General features: G+C 69.5%; 16 protein-coding genes. All 16 read left to right on the top strand.

Annotation, left to right across the window (positions count from 1 at the left end):
• Positions 1-59 precede the first annotated feature (59 nt).
• The 16 genes from rplK (at position 60) to VF825_RS03955 (ending at position 15,087) form a co-directional block, all read left to right on the top strand.
• Entirely contained in the window at positions 60-494 is a 435-nt protein-coding gene (gene rplK, locus VF825_RS04030; protein WP_141789377.1) for a 50S ribosomal protein L11, read from the top strand.
• A gap of 151 nt (positions 495-645) precedes the next feature.
• Positions 646-1,365 carry a 50S ribosomal protein L1 gene (gene rplA / locus VF825_RS04025; protein ID WP_331110400.1) on the top strand — a complete coding sequence of 240 codons (720 nt, stop codon included), beginning with the start codon at positions 646-648 and terminating at the stop codon, positions 1,363-1,365.
• A 65-nt stretch (positions 1,366-1,430) separates the two neighbouring features.
• Positions 1,431-2,177, top strand: coding sequence for a hypothetical protein (locus VF825_RS04020; RefSeq protein ID WP_331110398.1), 747 nt, complete (start codon positions 1,431-1,433; stop codon positions 2,175-2,177).
• Positions 2,178-2,304: 127 nt separating this feature from the next.
• A complete protein-coding gene (locus tag VF825_RS04015) occupies positions 2,305-3,087 on the top strand; it encodes an LppX_LprAFG lipoprotein (protein ID WP_331110396.1) in 783 nt (260 codons plus the stop codon).
• A gap of 216 nt (positions 3,088-3,303) precedes the next feature.
• Positions 3,304-3,915: a 50S ribosomal protein L10 gene (rplJ, locus tag VF825_RS04010; RefSeq protein WP_141789372.1), complete on the top strand. Its 612-nt coding sequence runs from the start codon at positions 3,304-3,306 to the stop codon at positions 3,913-3,915.
• A 76-nt stretch (positions 3,916-3,991) separates the two neighbouring features.
• Positions 3,992-4,381, top strand: a complete 390-nt coding sequence (gene rplL, locus VF825_RS04005) for a 50S ribosomal protein L7/L12 (RefSeq protein ID WP_331110393.1) — start codon at positions 3,992-3,994, stop codon at positions 4,379-4,381.
• Between the two features lie 322 nt (positions 4,382-4,703).
• Positions 4,704-5,714, top strand: coding sequence for an ABC transporter ATP-binding protein (locus VF825_RS04000; protein ID WP_331110391.1), 1,011 nt, complete (start codon positions 4,704-4,706; stop codon positions 5,712-5,714).
• Positions 5,711-6,481 carry an ABC transporter permease gene (locus VF825_RS03995; protein ID WP_331110389.1) on the top strand — a complete coding sequence of 257 codons (771 nt, stop codon included), beginning with the start codon at positions 5,711-5,713 and terminating at the stop codon, positions 6,479-6,481. The genes VF825_RS04000 and VF825_RS03995 overlap by 4 nt, the downstream gene beginning before the upstream one ends.
• Positions 6,482-6,499: 18 nt before the next feature.
• Positions 6,500-7,327, top strand: coding sequence for an ABC transporter permease (locus VF825_RS03990; protein WP_331110387.1), 828 nt, complete (start codon positions 6,500-6,502; stop codon positions 7,325-7,327).
• Positions 7,328-7,356: 29 nt separating this feature from the next.
• Positions 7,357-8,676 carry an MCE family protein gene (locus VF825_RS03985; RefSeq protein WP_331110385.1) on the top strand — a complete coding sequence of 440 codons (1,320 nt, stop codon included), beginning with the start codon at positions 7,357-7,359 and terminating at the stop codon, positions 8,674-8,676.
• Entirely contained in the window at positions 8,673-9,695 is a 1,023-nt protein-coding gene (locus tag VF825_RS03980; RefSeq protein WP_331110383.1) for an MlaD family protein, read from the top strand. The genes VF825_RS03985 and VF825_RS03980 overlap by 4 nt, the downstream gene beginning before the upstream one ends.
• Positions 9,692-10,663 (top strand): MlaD family protein, encoded by a 972-nt coding sequence (locus VF825_RS03975; RefSeq protein WP_331110381.1) that lies wholly within the window; start codon positions 9,692-9,694, stop codon positions 10,661-10,663. Before VF825_RS03980 ends, VF825_RS03975 begins: the two co-directional genes overlap by 4 nt.
• Positions 10,660-12,012: an MCE family protein gene (locus VF825_RS03970; protein ID WP_331110379.1), complete on the top strand. Its 1,353-nt coding sequence runs from the start codon at positions 10,660-10,662 to the stop codon at positions 12,010-12,012. Before VF825_RS03975 ends, VF825_RS03970 begins: the two co-directional genes overlap by 4 nt.
• A gap of 26 nt (positions 12,013-12,038) precedes the next feature.
• Complete coding sequence (locus VF825_RS03965) at positions 12,039-13,289, top strand: MCE family protein (protein WP_331110377.1); 1,251 nt, start codon at positions 12,039-12,041, stop codon at positions 13,287-13,289.
• Complete coding sequence (locus VF825_RS03960) at positions 13,286-14,563, top strand: MlaD family protein (protein WP_331110375.1); 1,278 nt, start codon at positions 13,286-13,288, stop codon at positions 14,561-14,563. Before VF825_RS03965 ends, VF825_RS03960 begins: the two co-directional genes overlap by 4 nt.
• Entirely contained in the window at positions 14,536-15,087 is a 552-nt protein-coding gene (locus tag VF825_RS03955; RefSeq protein ID WP_331110372.1) for a hypothetical protein, read from the top strand. The genes VF825_RS03960 and VF825_RS03955 overlap by 28 nt, the downstream gene beginning before the upstream one ends.
• Positions 15,088-15,304: the final 217 nt, after the last annotated feature.

Here is a 15,304-nt window from a genome sequence, read left to right as displayed (position 1 = left end):
CTGCAACCGGGTCATCGCCCACGGCGTAGGCCCACACCACAAGAAAAGGACCCCACGCAATGCCTCCCAAGAAGAAGAAGGTCTCCGGCTTCATCAAGCTGCAGATCCAGGCCGGTGCTGCCACGCCCGCGCCGCCCGTGGGCCCCGCCCTCGGTCAGCACGGTGTCAACATCATGGAGTTCGTCAAGGCGTACAACGCTGCGACGGAGTCCCAGCGCGGCAACGTCATCCCGGTCGAGATCACGGTCTACGAGGACCGGTCCTTCACCTTCGTCACGAAGACCCCGCCGGCCGCCGAGCTGATCAAGAAGGCCGCCGGTGTGGCCAAGGGCTCCGGCGAGCCGCACAAGACCAAGGTCGCCAAGCTCACCGCTGACCAGGTCCGTGAGATCGCCCAGCAGAAGATGGAAGACCTCAACGCCAACGACATCGACGCCGCGAGCAAGATCATCGCCGGCACCGCCCGCTCCATGGGCATCACCGTCGAGGGCTGACCAGGCTTGAGCGGGCTCGCCCCGCTCGAACCGCCGGTATGCCGGTAGCCCACCTCCCGAGGTGGGCTACCGGCAGGCCGACAGTGGCAGGGCCACGCGCTGGCCCGAGGACCACGACTCCACCACCACCACGAAACACACAGGAGCAGAAGTGAAGCGCAGCAAGTCCTACCGCGCCGCCGCCGAGAAGATCGACGCCGGCAAGCTCTACGCACCGCTCGAGGCCGTGCGTCTGGCCAAGGACACCTCCACCACCAAGTACGACGCGACCGTCGAGGTGGCCATGCGTCTGGGCGTCGACCCGCGCAAGGCCGACCAGATGGTCCGCGGCACCGTGAACCTCCCGCACGGCACCGGCAAGACCGCCCGGGTCCTGGTCTTCGCCACCGGCGAGCGTGCGGAGCAGGCCACCGCGGCCGGCGCCGACTACGTCGGCTCCGACGAGCTGCTCGACAAGGTCGCCGGCGGCTGGCTCGACTTCGACTCCGTCGTCGCCACCCCCGACCTCATGGGCAAGGTCGGTCGCCTGGGCAAGGTTCTCGGTCCCCGCGGCCTCATGCCCAACCCGAAGACCGGCACGGTGACCATGGACGTCGCCAAGGCTGTCTCCGACATCAAGGGCGGCAAGATCGAGTTCCGCGTCGACAAGCACGCCAACCTGCACTTCATCATCGGCAAGTCCTCGTTCGACGAGGCCAAGCTGGTGGAGAACTACGGTGCGGCCCTCGAGGAGATCCTGCGACTCAAGCCGTCCGCGGCCAAGGGTCGTTACATCCAGAAGGCGACGCTGACCACGACGATGGGCCCCGGCATCCCGCTGGACCCCAACCGCACCCGCAACCTGCTGGCTGAGGAAGAGGCGCAGGTCTGATCCTCCTCCGCACACGACGAAGCCGCGCCGGGCTCCCCGGCGCGGCTTCGGTCGTTGCCGCCCTGGTGCTGAGCCTGGGCGTCGCCGCCTGCGACGACTCGCCCCCGGTCCCGCAGCACTCGGCCGGCCAGCGCGTCGCCGCCGGGCCGCTGTTCGGTGACATGGTCAAGCGGATCGAGTCCCGGCGTACGGTGCACTTCTCCAGCCAGGGCCCGACCGGCACCGGGTCCGGTGACATCGTCATCGACGGAGCGAGGTCGCGGTTGTCGTTCGCGGGCGACCAGAACGGCGAGAGCACCGAGCTGCGCGTCTTCGGCGACTCCGTCTACATCTCCGACACCTCCCAGCCCGGCCGCAAGTGGCTGCGGCTCTCGTCCTCGGGTGGCGACCAGCTCTCCGTGATGATGGCTCCAGTGGTCGCGGTCATCACCGCCTCGCTGAACCCGGCCAACCAGGTGCGCCTGTATGCCGGTGCGGCGCCGTTCACGACCGTCGGCCCGGAGCGGGTGGGGGACCGGCAGACCACCCACTACAAGGGCAGCATCCAGGCTGCGGCGTTGCTGCCGCTCCTTCCCGCCCAGGTCCAGGCGCAGGTCCGCGACCGCCTCACGGGCTCCGTCGCGGTCGAGGTCTGGATCGACCAGGACGGCCTGCCTGCCCAGATCAGCTCGACGAAGCCGGGGGAGGGGCCCACGGTCACGACCTACACCCGCTGGGGCCAGGACGTCGACGTCACCCGGCCGGCGCAGGACGAGGTCGCAGACCCGCCCCGGCTCCCGCCCCAGCCCACGGCGTCCACCGGCGGTCCGTGACCGGCCGTCACCCCGGTGGGCCACAGAGGGCCCACCCCGTGGTTATGCTCGATGATCGGCCCGCGCGCCGCTGGCGACCCCTGCGGCTCGCCGTCCACGTACCTCGACCTCTCCAGGGGGATGAGAGATGAAGAAGCTCCTGACCGTTCTCGCCGGCTCGGCACTGCTCGCGGTCGCCGGCTGCTCCGGCGGCGGCAGCACCGCCTCCGGCACGCCCTCGACGACCGCCGCGCCCAAACCCGGCGACGTGGTCCAGGCCTCGTCGTTCACCCCTCGCCTGCAGTCGGCGATGAAGGGGGCGAAGACGATGCACCTCAAGATGACCGTGACGACGGCCGGCGCCCAGGGCCTCACCGGTGAGGGAGACGTCTCCGCGGAGAACGGCGTCGCCGAGCACCTGACCATGAAGGTCGGCTCGATGCCGATGGAGCTGATCCTGAAGTCCCCGGCCATCTACCTGAAGTCCGCGGCCCTCCCCGTCGGCAACAAGTGGATCATGGCCAAGGAGGGCGGCACCGACATGCTCTCCAAGCAGCTGGCTCCGCTGTTCGAGCAGATCAAGCAGATGCAGCCCGAGCAGCAGGTCTCCAACTACGCCGTCGCGGACCAGAAGGTCGTCGGCCAGGAGACCGTGGACGGCGTGGCCACCACGCACTACACGTCCTCGCCCACCGCGGCGCAGATCAAGAAGGCCCTGGCCCCGGCGCTGGCCGCCCAGCTGTCCGACACCGACCTCAAGGACCTCAAGGTCGACCTGTGGGTCGACGCCCAGAACCGGCCGCACAAGGTGGTCAGCAGCATGACCGTCAAGGGCCAGGCGGTTTCCACGACCGTCCTGCTGTCCAAGTTCGGCGAGCCCGTGACCATCACGACGCCGCCGGCGGCGCAGACCACCACCGCCCCGCAGTGACCCGTACTCTGGCTCCTGACCAAAGACCGCCGGTTGTCTTCGTGCCTCAGCACGAAGACCGAAGGTTCCGCAGCAGAGCGGGCGACCAGCGCAGGCCACGCACGTGAACGGCATGCAGGCTCGGCCTGATGTGCCGGGAGCCCCCGCGTCCTGCGCTGGGGGCTTTTCTCGTGTCTGGGGTGACTTCGCCGGCATTCACCCGGAAGGAGGCCCCGCATGGCAAAGCCCGAGAAGTCGGCAGCCATCGCCGAGCTGACGGACAAGTTCCGCAGCTCGGGTGCGGCCGTGCTGACGGAGTACCGCGGCCTGACCGTGTCGCAGCTGACCCAGCTGCGAAGCTCCCTGCGTGAGCACGCCAGCTACGCCGTGGTGAAGAACACGCTGACCCAGATCGCTGCCAAGGAAGCCGGTGTCACGGCTTTCGACGGCCAGCTCACGGGCCCCTCGGCGATCGCCTTCATCACCGGTGACCCGGTGGAGGCGGCCAAGGGCCTGCGTGACTTCGCCAAGGCCAACCCCCTCCTCGTCATCAAGGGCGGCGTGCTTGACGGCAAGCCGCTGACCGCTGACGAGATCAAGAAGCTCGCGGACCTCGAGTCCCGCGAGGTTCTCCTGGCCAAGCTGGCTGGCGCCATGAACGCCTCGCTCAGCAAGGCTGTCTACCTCTTCGCCGCTCCTTTGTCGCAGACGGCCCGCGTGGTCGACGCCCTGCGCGCGAAGGTCGAGGCGGAGGGCCCCGTCGCTGCCGAGGCTCCGGCCGAGGCCGCTGCGGACGAGGCCGCCGAGGCCAGCACCGAAGACGTCGCCGCGGGTGGCGACGAGAGCTGAGCCCGGGTCACCACCCGAGCCCACGCTCCAACAACAACCAACGCCACTCACGGCATTAACAGGAAGGAACGCCATCATGGCGAAGCTCAGCACTGACGAGCTGCTCGAGGCTTTCAAGGAGATGACGCTGATCGAGCTCTCCGAGTTCGTGAAGCAGTTCGAGGACACCTTCGGCGTGACCGCCGCTGCCCCGGTCGCCGTTGCGGCCGCCCCGGCCGCCGGCGGCGCCGGCGGCGAGGCCGCTGCCGAGGAGAAGGACGAGTTCGACGTCGTTCTCGAGGCCGCGGGCGACAAGAAGATCCAGGTCATCAAGGAGGTGCGCGCCCTCACCAACCTCGGCCTGAAGGAGGCCAAGGACCTGGTCGACGGCGCCCCGAAGCCGATCCTGGAGAAGGTCAACAAGGAGGCCGCGGACAAGGCCAAGGCTGCCCTCGAGGGCGCTGGCGCCACCGTCACCCTCAAGTGAGCTGATCCCGGCACCACCGTGCCGGGGCCTCGCTGGACACCGGCGGGACAGACCAACTGGTCTGTCCCGCCGTTGTCGTCTCCGGGGTCCCTTGGGGTCCGTTGTGTGGGGCCTGAGTTACGGGTGGGGCTCGGTGATCTCGGCCATACGATTTGCCCCTTTCCATGTTGCGAGAAATTCGAAACACTCCAGCCTTGACCCAGGGGCGCGGCGGTCGCTGCCTGGCGCTACTCGCGCGTAACTTGCTTCGCGCCGCGTCGTTAACGTGTCGACCCGCTCACAGGGCGATGCCTCTGGGTGCCGATTGGGAAGAGGTGAGGCAGTGGGCGTTGAGATCAAGGTCGAGGGACTGACCAAGAGGTTCGGGTCCCAGGTGATCTGGAACGACGTCACGCTGACGCTGCCGGCGGGCGAGATCTCGGTGATGCTCGGCCCGTCGGGCACCGGCAAGTCCGTGTTCCTCAAGACCCTGGTGGGTCTGCTCAAGCCCGATGCCGGGTCCATCTGGATCAACGACAGGGACCTCACCCGGCTGCGTGAGAACGACCTCTACGAGGTCCGCAAGCTCTTCGGCGTCCTGTTCCAGGACGGGGCGCTGTTCGGGTCGATGAACCTCTACGACAACGTCGCCTTCCCGCTGCGCGAGCACACGAAGAAGAACGAGTCCGAGATCAAGCGCATCGTCACCGAGAAGATGGAGCTCGTCGGACTGGCGGGCGCCGAGGGCAAGCTCCCCGGCGAGATCTCCGGTGGGATGCGCAAGCGGGCCGGGCTCGCGCGGGCCCTGGTGCTCGACCCGGAGATCCTGCTCATCGACGAGCCGGACTCCGGCCTGGACCCGGTGCGCACGTCCTACATCAACCAGCTGTTCATCGACCTGAACGCCCAGATCGATGCCACCTTCCTCATCGTCACGCACGACATCAACACCGCCCGCACGGTCCCGGACAACATCGGCCTGCTCTACCACAAGCACCTCGCCATGTTCGGCCCCCGGGAGATGCTGCTCTCCAGCGAGGAGCCGGTCGTCCGGCAGTTCCTCAACGCCCAGACGATCGGACCGATCGGCATGTCCGAGGAGAAGGACGCCGACGAGCTCGCGCAGGAGCAGGGCCAGGAGCTGCCCCCGCTGCCCCCGATCGCCCTCCAGCTCCAGACGAGCGACGGCACCCCCCGGCGCGCCGAGCGGCCCGCCGGGGCCTGGTGCCGCGAGAACGGCGTGATCCCTCCGCCCGGGTCCTTCATGTCCAAGAACGCCGGCGTGCCAGGCGTCTCCCAGCACACGGAGCACGCCGAGCCCGAGCACGCCGAGCCCGAGCGGGCCGTCTCGTGAGCAACCCGGTCACCGGCGCGCTCCGACAGAGCGGGTCTTTGTTCGCCCTCGCCCTGGACGTGCTCCGGGCGCTGCCGCGACGCCCGTTCCAGACCAAGGAGTTCATTCAGCAGAGCTGGTTCATCGCCAGTGTGACCATCCTGCCGACGGCGCTGGTCTCGATCCCCTTCGGAGCGGTCATCGCCCTCCAGCTCGGCACGCTCACCCGCCAGCTGGGTGCCCAGTCCTACACCGGTGCGGCCAGCGTCCTGGCGGTGATCCGGGAGGCGTCGCCGATCGTCACCGCCCTGCTCATCGCCGGCGCCGGCGGGTCGGCCATCTGCGCCGACCTGGGCTCGCGCAAGATCCGCGAGGAGATCGACGCGATGGAGGTGCTGGGCATCAGCCCGATCCAGCGCCTCGTCGTGCCGCGGGTCATCGCCGCCATGCTCGTCTCGGTCCTGCTCAACGGGCTCGTGTCGGTCGTGGGCGTCTGCGGTGGCTACTTCTTCAACGTGATCATCCAGGGCGGCACCCCGGGCGCCTACATCGCCTCGTTCACCGCGCTGGCCCAGCTGCCGGACCTGTGGACCGGCGAGATCAAGGCCCTGATCTTCGGCGCCATCGCCGCGATCGTCGCGTCGTACAAGGGACTCACCGCCGGGGGCGGCCCCAAGGGGGTCGGCGACGCGGTGAACCAGAGCGTCGTCATCACCTTCATGTTGCTGTTCGTCGTGAACTTCGTGGCGACGGCGGTCTACTTCCAAGTCGTCCCCCAGAAGATCTGACCGGCAGGAGGTGAGTCGATGAGCAAGGTTCAGGACATCGTGGGCAGGCCGGTGGCCGCCCTGGACGACCTCGGCGGGCAGCTGCGCTTCTACGTGCGGTCGCTGGCGTGGAGCGGGCGCACGCTCACGCGATACAAGAAGGAGGTCGTGCGCCTCCTGGCCGAGGTGAGCCTCGGGACCGGCGCCCTGTCGGTCATCGGCGGCACCGTCGGCGTCATCGCCTTCCTCGCGTTCTTCACCGGCACCGAGGTGGGCCTGCAGGGCTACTCCTCCCTGAACCAGCTCGGCACGGGCGCCTTCACCGGCTTCATCTCCGCCTACCTCAACACCCGCGAGATCGCGCCGCTGGTCGCCGGTCTCGCCCTCGCCGCGACCGTCGGCTGTGGCTTCACCGCCCAGCTCGGGGCCATGCGCATCAGCGAGGAGGTCGACGCCCTCGAGGTCATGGGCATCCCCAGCCTGCCATTCCTCGTGACGACCCGCATGATCGCCGGCTTCGTCGCGTGCCTCCCGCTGTACGTGCTGGGCCTGCTGTCCTCCTACGCGGCGACGCGGTTCATCACCACCAGCTACTTCGGCCAGTCCAAGGGCACCTACGACCACTACTTCCACCTGTTCCTGCCCCCGGTGGACGTGTTCTGGTCGTTCGTCAAGGTGATGGTCTTCGCCGTCGTGATCATCCTGATCCACTGCTACTACGGCTACACCGCCTCCGGGGGTCCCGCGGGCGTCGGCGTGGCGGTCGGCAAGGCGGTCCGGACCTCGATCGTGGCGATCAACATCGTGGACTTCTTCTTCAGCCTGGCCGTCTGGGGCGCCACCACGACAGTGCGAATAGCGGGTTGACGAACGTGACGGAACAGCGTGGTGGAGCCATGTCCCGGCTGAGCAACCACACCTACGGAGCGGCCTTCCTGGCGGTGCTCGTGGTGCTGGTGGGGCTGTCGGTGGCGTCGTTCCAGAAGAGGTTCACGCCCGTGGTGATGGTCAACCTCCTGACCGACCGCATCGGCAACCAGCTGCAGGCGTCCTCCGACGTCAAGATCCGCGGGCTGATCGTCGGTGAGGTCCGTGACATCACCACCACGGGGCAGGGCGCGCGCATCCAGCTGGCCCTCCAGCCGGACCAGGTCGACCAGATCCCCGCCAACGTGGGGGCACGGCTGCTGCCCAAGACCCTCTTCGGCGAGCGCTACGTCGACCTCGTGCCGCCGGCCGACGCGTCGGCGCAGCACATCCAGGCCGGGGACACCATCGGCCAGGACCGCACCAAGGTGGCGATCGAGCTCGAGCAGGTCTTCGACAACCTGCTGCCGCTGCTGCGCACCGTGAAGCCGGAGAAGCTCTCCGCCACGCTGAACGCCCTCGCCACCGCCCTCGACGGCCGAGGGCAGCAGCTCGGCAACAACCTGGTCATGGCGGACAACTACTTCAAGCAGATCAACCCCAAGATGCCGACCATCCAGGCCGACATCAGCGGGCTGGCCGACCTGGCCTCCACGTATGCCGACGCCGCACCTGACCTGATGCGCATGCTGAAGTCGCTCATCACCACGAACACGACCATCGTCGAGAAGAAGGACGCCCTGGCCGGCTTCCTGGCGGGGACGGCCGGGTTCGCCAACACGGCGACCGGGTTCCTCGACGCCAACGGCGACCGCATCATCCAGGTCGGCAGCGTCCAGCGCCCCACCCTGAGGACGTTCGCCCGCTACTCGCCCATCTACCCCTGCTTCGCGCAGGGCCTGTCGCACTGGGTCCCCAACATCAACCAGGCATTCAGCAACCACACGTTCCACATCACCCTCGAGGTCACCAAGCCGCGGGCTGCGTACCAGCCCGGTGAGGAACCGGCCTGGAACGACAACCGCGGCCCCGGCTGCCTCGGCCTGCCGAACCCGCACCAGTCGCAGGCCAACCCCCGGCCGGGCACCAAGTTCAACGACGGCACGTCGGGAGCGGGCAACAGCGCGCAGAGCGCCTTCCCCGACGCGGCCGCGTCCGGCCTGCCCAGCTACCTCACCTCGGCGCAGGGCGTCGGCATCGCCAACGCCGACTCGGGCCTGGCCGGCACGGTCGCCGAGCAACAGGTCATCGCGGGGCTGCTCGACCCGGAGCAGCAGGGCCCGCCCTCGGCCATCACCGCGCTGCTGGCCGGTCCCCTTCTGCGCGGAACGGTGGTGAGCCAGCAGTGAAGACCACGTCGAGCCTCGTCAAGCTCATCATCTTCGCCACGGTGACCCTGCTCGCCTTCGGCACCCTGGCCGCGACGATCGCCAACTTCCAGTTCGGGGGCACCTCGACGTACCAGGCCGTCTTCCAGGACGTCACCGGCGTCGTGCCCGGCCAGGACGTCCGCATCGCCGGCGTCCGGGTCGGCGAGATCAAGGACGTGCGGGTCAACACCGACCGCACGACGGCGCTGGTCGACTTCACCGTGGACAAGACCAGCGTCCTGACCCAGGGCACGATCGCCACGATCAAGTACCGCAACCTCGTCGGCGAGCGCTACCTGGCCCTCAGCCAGGGGGTCGGGCAGCCCACCCCGCTGCGTGACGGTGCCCGTATCCCGCTCGACCACACCCACTCGGCCCTGGACCTGACCGTCCTGTTCAACGGGTTCAAGCCGCTGTTCGCTGCGCTGTCCCCCAAGGACGTCAACGAGCTCTCCGGCGAGATCATCTCGGTCCTGCAGGGGGAGGGCGGCAACATCAACTCCCTCCTCGCGCACACCGCGTCGCTCACCTCGACCCTCGCCGACCGCGACGAGGTCATCGGGCGGACCATCGGCAACCTCAACACGGTGCTGTCAACGGTCGACGCCCATGACAAGGCGCTCGGGGAGCTGCTCGACCAGCTCCAGCGCTTCGTCTCCGGCCTGTCGGCCGACCGCTCCGCGATCGGGGCGTCGTTGACCAACATCAACGACCTCGCCGGCTCGACGGCCGACCTGCTCAGCCAGGCCCGCCAGCCGATCACGTCTGACATCGCCAACCTCAACGCGCTCGCCGCCACGCTCAACAAGCCCGCGAACACCGCCACCTTCGAGAAGTTCATGACGACGACGCCAGGCAAGCTGGAGACCATCACCCGCACCGCGACCTACGGGTCCTGGTTCAACTTCTATCTGTGCCGGTTCAACGGGACGGTCAAGCTGCCCTCCGGCACGGTCCTGACCCCGTCCTACTCGGTCAACACCGCGAGGTGCTCATGAGCATCCCGTTCCGCGAGCGCAACCCCGTCCCGATCGGGGCCGCCGGCCTGGCCTTCTTCGCCGTGCTGCTGGTCCTGGCGTTCAACGCCCAGAATCTGCCGATCATCGGCGGCGGCGACCACTACGCCGCGGCGTTCACCGAGGCCGGCGGCATCAAGAAGGACGACGACGTCCGCATCGCCGGGGTCAAGGTCGGCAAGGTGACCGGCGTCGACCTCGAGGGCTCCCACGTGCGCGTCGACTTCAAGATCACCGAGCCGGCCGCCTTCGGTCCGCAGACCGGGGCGTCGGTGCGGATGAAGACCGTGCTCGGCCAGAAGTACCTCGCGCTGGACCCCAAGGGGGCCGGGCAGATGAAGACCGACACCGAGATCCCGCTGGACCGGACGGTGTCCTCCTACGACGTGGTCGACGCGTTCACCGACCTGGCCACGACGTCCGAGCGGATCGACACCGACCAGCTCGCCCGGTCGCTGAACGTCATGGCCGACGAGTTCAAGGACAGCCCCGAGCACGTCAAGGACGCCCTCGACGGGCTGGGCCGGCTCTCGCGCACCGTCGCCTCCCGTGACGCCGAGCTCAAGACGCTGCTGGCCCACGCCAACTCGGTGAGCAAGACGGTGGCCGACCGCAACGCCAGCACGGCCACGCTGATCAAGGACGCCGACCTGCTCATGGCTGAGCTCAACGCCCGCCGCGAGGCGATCCACACGCTGTTCACCAACACGTCGGCCCTGGCCCAGCAGCTGACCGGTCTCGTGCGGGACAACCGGGCGCAGCTCAAGCCGGCCCTGGACCAGCTCAACCAGGTGCTCGCCGTCCTGCAGAAGCACGAGAAGGACCTCGACCGCACGATCGCGATGATGGCGCCGTTCACGCGGGTCTTCGCCAACACCCTGGGCACCGGCCGCTGGTTCGACACCTTCGTGGCCAACCTGACCGTCCCGGTGGGAGGGATCAAGCCGTGACCGACAGGACCGACCACGAGGCCACCGACGTGATGCCCGACCTGGAGAGCGAGGTCTTCGGGGACGCCCCGGCCGAAGCCACCCCGGCCCCGTCCGCCAAGCCGCCGCGCCGACGTCGCCGCCCGGGCGGTGTGCCCGCGGTGGGCCGCGGCGCGCGCATCATCGCGGTGGCCGCCGTGCTGGCCGTGGTGGCCGCTGCCGTGGTCCTGTGGCCCCGAGCCGACATGATCACGGTCACCGGCTCGTTCACCCGGGCCGTCGGCCTCTACCCGGGCTCGGACGTGCGCATCCTCGGCGTCCACGTCGGCAAGGTGCTCTCCGTCAGGCCCGAAGGCGACCACGTGTCGGTGACCTTCGAGTACGACGCGAAGTACAAGGTGCCCGCCGACGCGAAGGCGGCCGTCGTGGCCCCGTCGCTGGTGAGTGACCGCTACGTGCAGCTGCTGCCGGCCTACACCTCAGGACCGGTCATGAAGGACGGCGCCAGCATCGGCCTCGACCGCACCGCGGTGCCGGTGGAGCTGGACCGGATCTCCTCGAGCCTGGACGACCTGCTCGTGGCCCTGGGCCCGCAGGGCGCCAACAAGAACGGTGCCCTGTCCAACCTGCTCGACACGGGGGCCAGGAACCTCAAGGGCCAGGGCACCAACATCCACGACACCAACCACGACCTGTCGCTGGCGCTGTCGACCCTCTCCGGCGGTCGCAACGACCTGTTCTCCACGGTGAAGAACCTCCAGTCCTTCACGAGCATGCTGGCCACCAACGACGCCCAGGTCCGCCGGCTCAACACCGACCTCGCCAACGTCTCCGACCAGCTGGCCGGTGAGCGGGGTGACCTCGCCGCGGCCCTGAAGAACCTCGCGGTGGCGCTCTCCGAGACCTCCTCGTTCGTGCACGACAACCGGGCCGTCCTCAAGACCGACGTCGGCCAGCTGACCTCGGTCACGAGCACGATCGCCAGGCAGCGCAACGCCCTGGCGGAGACGCTCGACAACGCCCCGGTGGCGATCAGCAACCTGCAGAACGCCTACAACCCGAAGTCGGGCACGCTGGACACGCGCAACAACGCCGCCCAGCTCAAGGACCCGGCCCTGCTGCTGTGCTCCCTGATCACCGGCCCGACCGGCACCGGCAACACGCAGCTGTGCAGCACGATCCAGAAGCTGCTCAAGGTGCCCTCGCTGCCGGGGGCGGCCGGGCTGCCGCTCAACCTGCTCTCGTCGGTCCCGTCCGACCCGGCGCTGACCTCGGCGCCTGCCGGTGGTGCGGGAGGGACAGGGGAGTCCGCCGCGGACGTCCGCGGAGCCGACCCGACCCTCGGTGGCCTGCTGGGAGGCTCGCGATGACGCGTCATACCGCTTTCCTGCGTGCCGTGGCCGGCCGTGTCCCCCGTCGCGGCCTCGCGGGTCTGGCCCGCACCGGGGTGGCCGTCCTCGCGGTCGGCTCGCTGGCCGCCTGCCAGGGGGCCTACGACCTGCCGCTGCCCGGCGGCGCCGCCCAGGGTGGCGACGTCTACCACGTGACGGCGGAGTTCGCCGACGTGCTCGACCTGGTGCCGCAGTCCGCGGTCAAGGTCAACGAGGTCACCGTGGGCGCGGTCGAGAAGATCGAGCTCAACGGCTGGACCGCCCGGGTCACGCTGCGCCTGCCGAAGTCGGTGAAGCTGCCCGACAACGCCGTCGCCTCCCTGCACCAGACGTCGCTGCTGGGGGAGAAGTACGTCGAGCTGGCGCCGCCGACTGACAGTGCCCCTGAGGGCTCCCTGTCCGACGGCGACAACATCCCGATCGGCCGCACGGGGCGCAACCCCGAGGTCGAGGAGGTGCTCAGCGCCATGTCGCTGCTGCTCAACGGCGGCGGGGTCGCCCAGCTCAAGGTCATCGAGACCGAGCTGAACAAGGCGATGAACGGCAATGAGTCCCAGATCCGGGACCTCGTCGGTCAGCTCGACACCTTCGTCAGCGGGCTCGACAAGCAGAAGTCCGAGATCGTCCGCGCCATCGACGGCATCGACCGCCTCTCGGCCCGGATCGCCGCGCGCAAGGACGACCTCGCCAAGGCCGTGGACACCCTGCCCCAGGGTCTCAAGGTGCTCGCCGACCAGCGCCGGCAGCTCACCGCGATGCTGGAGTCGCTGAGCCGGCTCGGGGCGGTGGGCACCAGGGTCATCAACGCCTCGCAGGGCGACACCGTCGCCAACCTCAAGGCCATCGCGCCGATCCTGTCCCAGCTGAACAAGGCCGGCGACGACCTGCCCAGGTCGTTGCAGCTGCTGCTGACCTACCCGTTCCCGGACCAGGCGGTCAACACCATCCGCGGCGACTACACCAACCTGTGGGCGACGGCGGACATGAACCTCGGCACGGTGTCCAACAACCTCGGCCTGCCCACGGGCCCCGGTGGCACGCCGACCGGCCCCGGGCTGCCGTCGCTGCCGTCGGTGCCCAAGCTGCCGGCGCCCTCGCTGTCCCTGCCACAGCTCCCCGGCGGTTCCACGCCCAGCTCCACCACCAGCAAGAGCTCCTCCTGCTCGCTCGTCATCTGCCTCGGGGCCGGGCAGGTCTCGACCGGCGAGGGTGAGCCGTCCTGGCTGACGCTCTTCCAGACCGGAGGTGCGGCATGATCCGGCGCTCCACCAAGATCCAGCTCGCGGTGTTCGCCGCGATCACCCTGATCACGGTGTCGGTGCTCTCCGCCCGGTTCGTCGGCCTGACCGACAAGCTCATGGGCGGCACCTACCTGGTCTCGGCGGACTTCGCCGACTCCGGCGGCATCTTCACCGGCGCGGAGGTGACCTACCGGGGCATCACCGTCGGCAAGGTGGAGAAGCTGCGGCTGACCAAGGACGGCGTCCTGGTCGACATGCGCCTGGACCGAGGCACCGAGGTGCCCAGGGACACCCTGGCCGTGGTCGAGAACCGCTCGGCGGTGGGGGAGCAGTACGTCGACTTCCAGCCCCGGCACCAGGGCGGGCCCTACCTGGCGGCCGGAGCCACCGTCCCGCGCACCGACACCCGGTCGCCGCTGCGGATCGACAACCTGCTGCTGCACCTGGACAACACGGTCAAGTCGGTCGACCGCAAGCAGCTCGCCACGGTGGTCGACGAGCTCGGCAACGCCTTCGGCGGCAGTGGCGCCGACCTCCAGCGCCTGCTCGACTCCGGGGACGCGCTCACCCGGTCGGCCACCGAGGCGCTGCCCGAGACCAAGAAGCTCATCGACGACGGCCGCATCGTGCTCGACACCCAGCGCGCCAGCTCCGGCCACATCAAGGACTTCATCGGCAACTTCGCCGACCTGTCCGACACCCTGCGCACCAGCGATCCCGACCTCCGTCTGGTCCTGGACCGCGGCGCGGTCGCCTCGCACGAGCTCGACGGGCTGATCAAGGACAACCAGACCCCCCTGGCGACCCTGCTGTCGAACTTCGTCACGATCGGGCAGGTGACCACCTCCCGCATCGACGGGATCCAGCAGATGCTCATCACCTACCCCGACGTGGTGGCGGGCGGCTACACCGTCGTGCCCGGCGACGGCACCGCCCACTTCGGCCTGGTCCTCAACTCCGACAACCCGCCGGCCTGCACCGCCGGCTACGGCGGCACCCACCGGATCGGCCCGGACCAGACCACGAACCTGCCCCCGGTGAACACCGGGGCCCGGTGCACCCTGCCGCGCGGCTCGGCCTCGGACGTGCGCGGCGCGCAGAACGCGCCGGGCGCCTCCAGCGGGGCCGGGTCCTCCTACCCGATGTCGTATGACGGGATGCCGGTGCCGCTGGGCAACGCGGCGCTGACCCAGGGGAGTGACCTTCCCAACGTGGCCGCCCCCTTGCCCCCCGCGGGGGCCGGTGGGGTAGACACGTGGCTGTGGATGATGCAGAGCGCAGCGCGATGACCCCGTCGCTCCCGGCCCGCGCCCGGGTGGCGCGGGTGTCCTCGGCGTCCCCGAAGGTCATCGCCGCGCTCGCCGTCGTGGTGCTCCTCGCGGCCGCGCTGGTCGGCTTCACCCAGGGTCGCGGCTACTTCACCGAGCGTGACCGCGAGCAGTCCGGGGCGGCGGCGCTGGCCGCCGGCCGGCAGCTGGCGGTCAACTTCATCACGATGGACTACCGCCGCTTCGACGACTACGGCACGCAGGTGCTGGCCGGTGCCGGCGGGACGTTCCGCTCCGACTACCAGTCCAAGCTGGCCGACCTGCGCAAGGTGGTCGTCGACAACAAGACCGTGTCCTCGGTCAAGACCGTCGAGGCGGCCCTGGTCTCCTCCGACTCGGACTCGGCCCGGGTCATCGTCGGGGTGGTCGCCCCCACCGCCAACGCGGCCACGCCCCAGCCCGTCGACAAGACCTATCGGCTGCGGCTCGACCTCGAGCGCAGCGGCGACTCCTGGAAGGTGATCAACCTTGACTTCGTCGGCTAACCGTCCCGCCCGGCGCAGGGTCGCCGGCGAGCGGAGCCGGCAGCGCACCGCCGCCCCGGCCACACCGGCCGTCGACGCCACACCGGCCGTGGACGCCGCGCAGGCGTCGACAGCGCCGGCGACGACCCCCGCCGGGTCTGCGACGCCTCAGCAGGTGCCCCCGGCGGTGTCCGCTCCGGAGCGCCCGGCTGCTGCGCCTGCGCGGGTCATCCCTCCC

The organism is Oryzihumus sp. (genome assembly GCF_036391795.1).
Classification (GTDB): domain Bacteria; phylum Actinomycetota; class Actinomycetes; order Actinomycetales; family Dermatophilaceae; genus Oryzihumus.
The sequence above is the reverse complement of the archived record's forward strand: the minus strand, read 5'-3'. Positions and strand labels throughout refer to the sequence as shown.

What these genes read in the sequence shown, in the direction of transcription:
- rplK (WP_141789377.1), top strand. Translation starts at nt 60, where the DNA reads ATGCCTCCCAAGAAGAAGAAGGTCTCCGGCTTCATCAAGCTGCAGATC.
- VF825_RS04015 (WP_331110396.1), top strand. Translation starts at nt 2,305, where the DNA reads ATGAAGAAGCTCCTGACCGTTCTCGCCGGCTCGGCACTGCTCGCGGTC.
- rplJ (WP_141789372.1), top strand. Translation starts at nt 3,304, where the DNA reads ATGGCAAAGCCCGAGAAGTCGGCAGCCATCGCCGAGCTGACGGACAAG.
- rplL (WP_331110393.1), top strand. Translation starts at nt 3,992, where the DNA reads ATGGCGAAGCTCAGCACTGACGAGCTGCTCGAGGCTTTCAAGGAGATG.
- VF825_RS03990 (WP_331110387.1), top strand. Translation starts at nt 6,500, where the DNA reads ATGAGCAAGGTTCAGGACATCGTGGGCAGGCCGGTGGCCGCCCTGGAC.
- VF825_RS03985 (WP_331110385.1), top strand. Translation starts at nt 7,357, where the DNA reads ATGTCCCGGCTGAGCAACCACACCTACGGAGCGGCCTTCCTGGCGGTG.
- VF825_RS03975 (WP_331110381.1), top strand. Translation starts at nt 9,692, where the DNA reads ATGAGCATCCCGTTCCGCGAGCGCAACCCCGTCCCGATCGGGGCCGCC.
- VF825_RS03960 (WP_331110375.1), top strand. Translation starts at nt 13,286, where the DNA reads ATGATCCGGCGCTCCACCAAGATCCAGCTCGCGGTGTTCGCCGCGATC.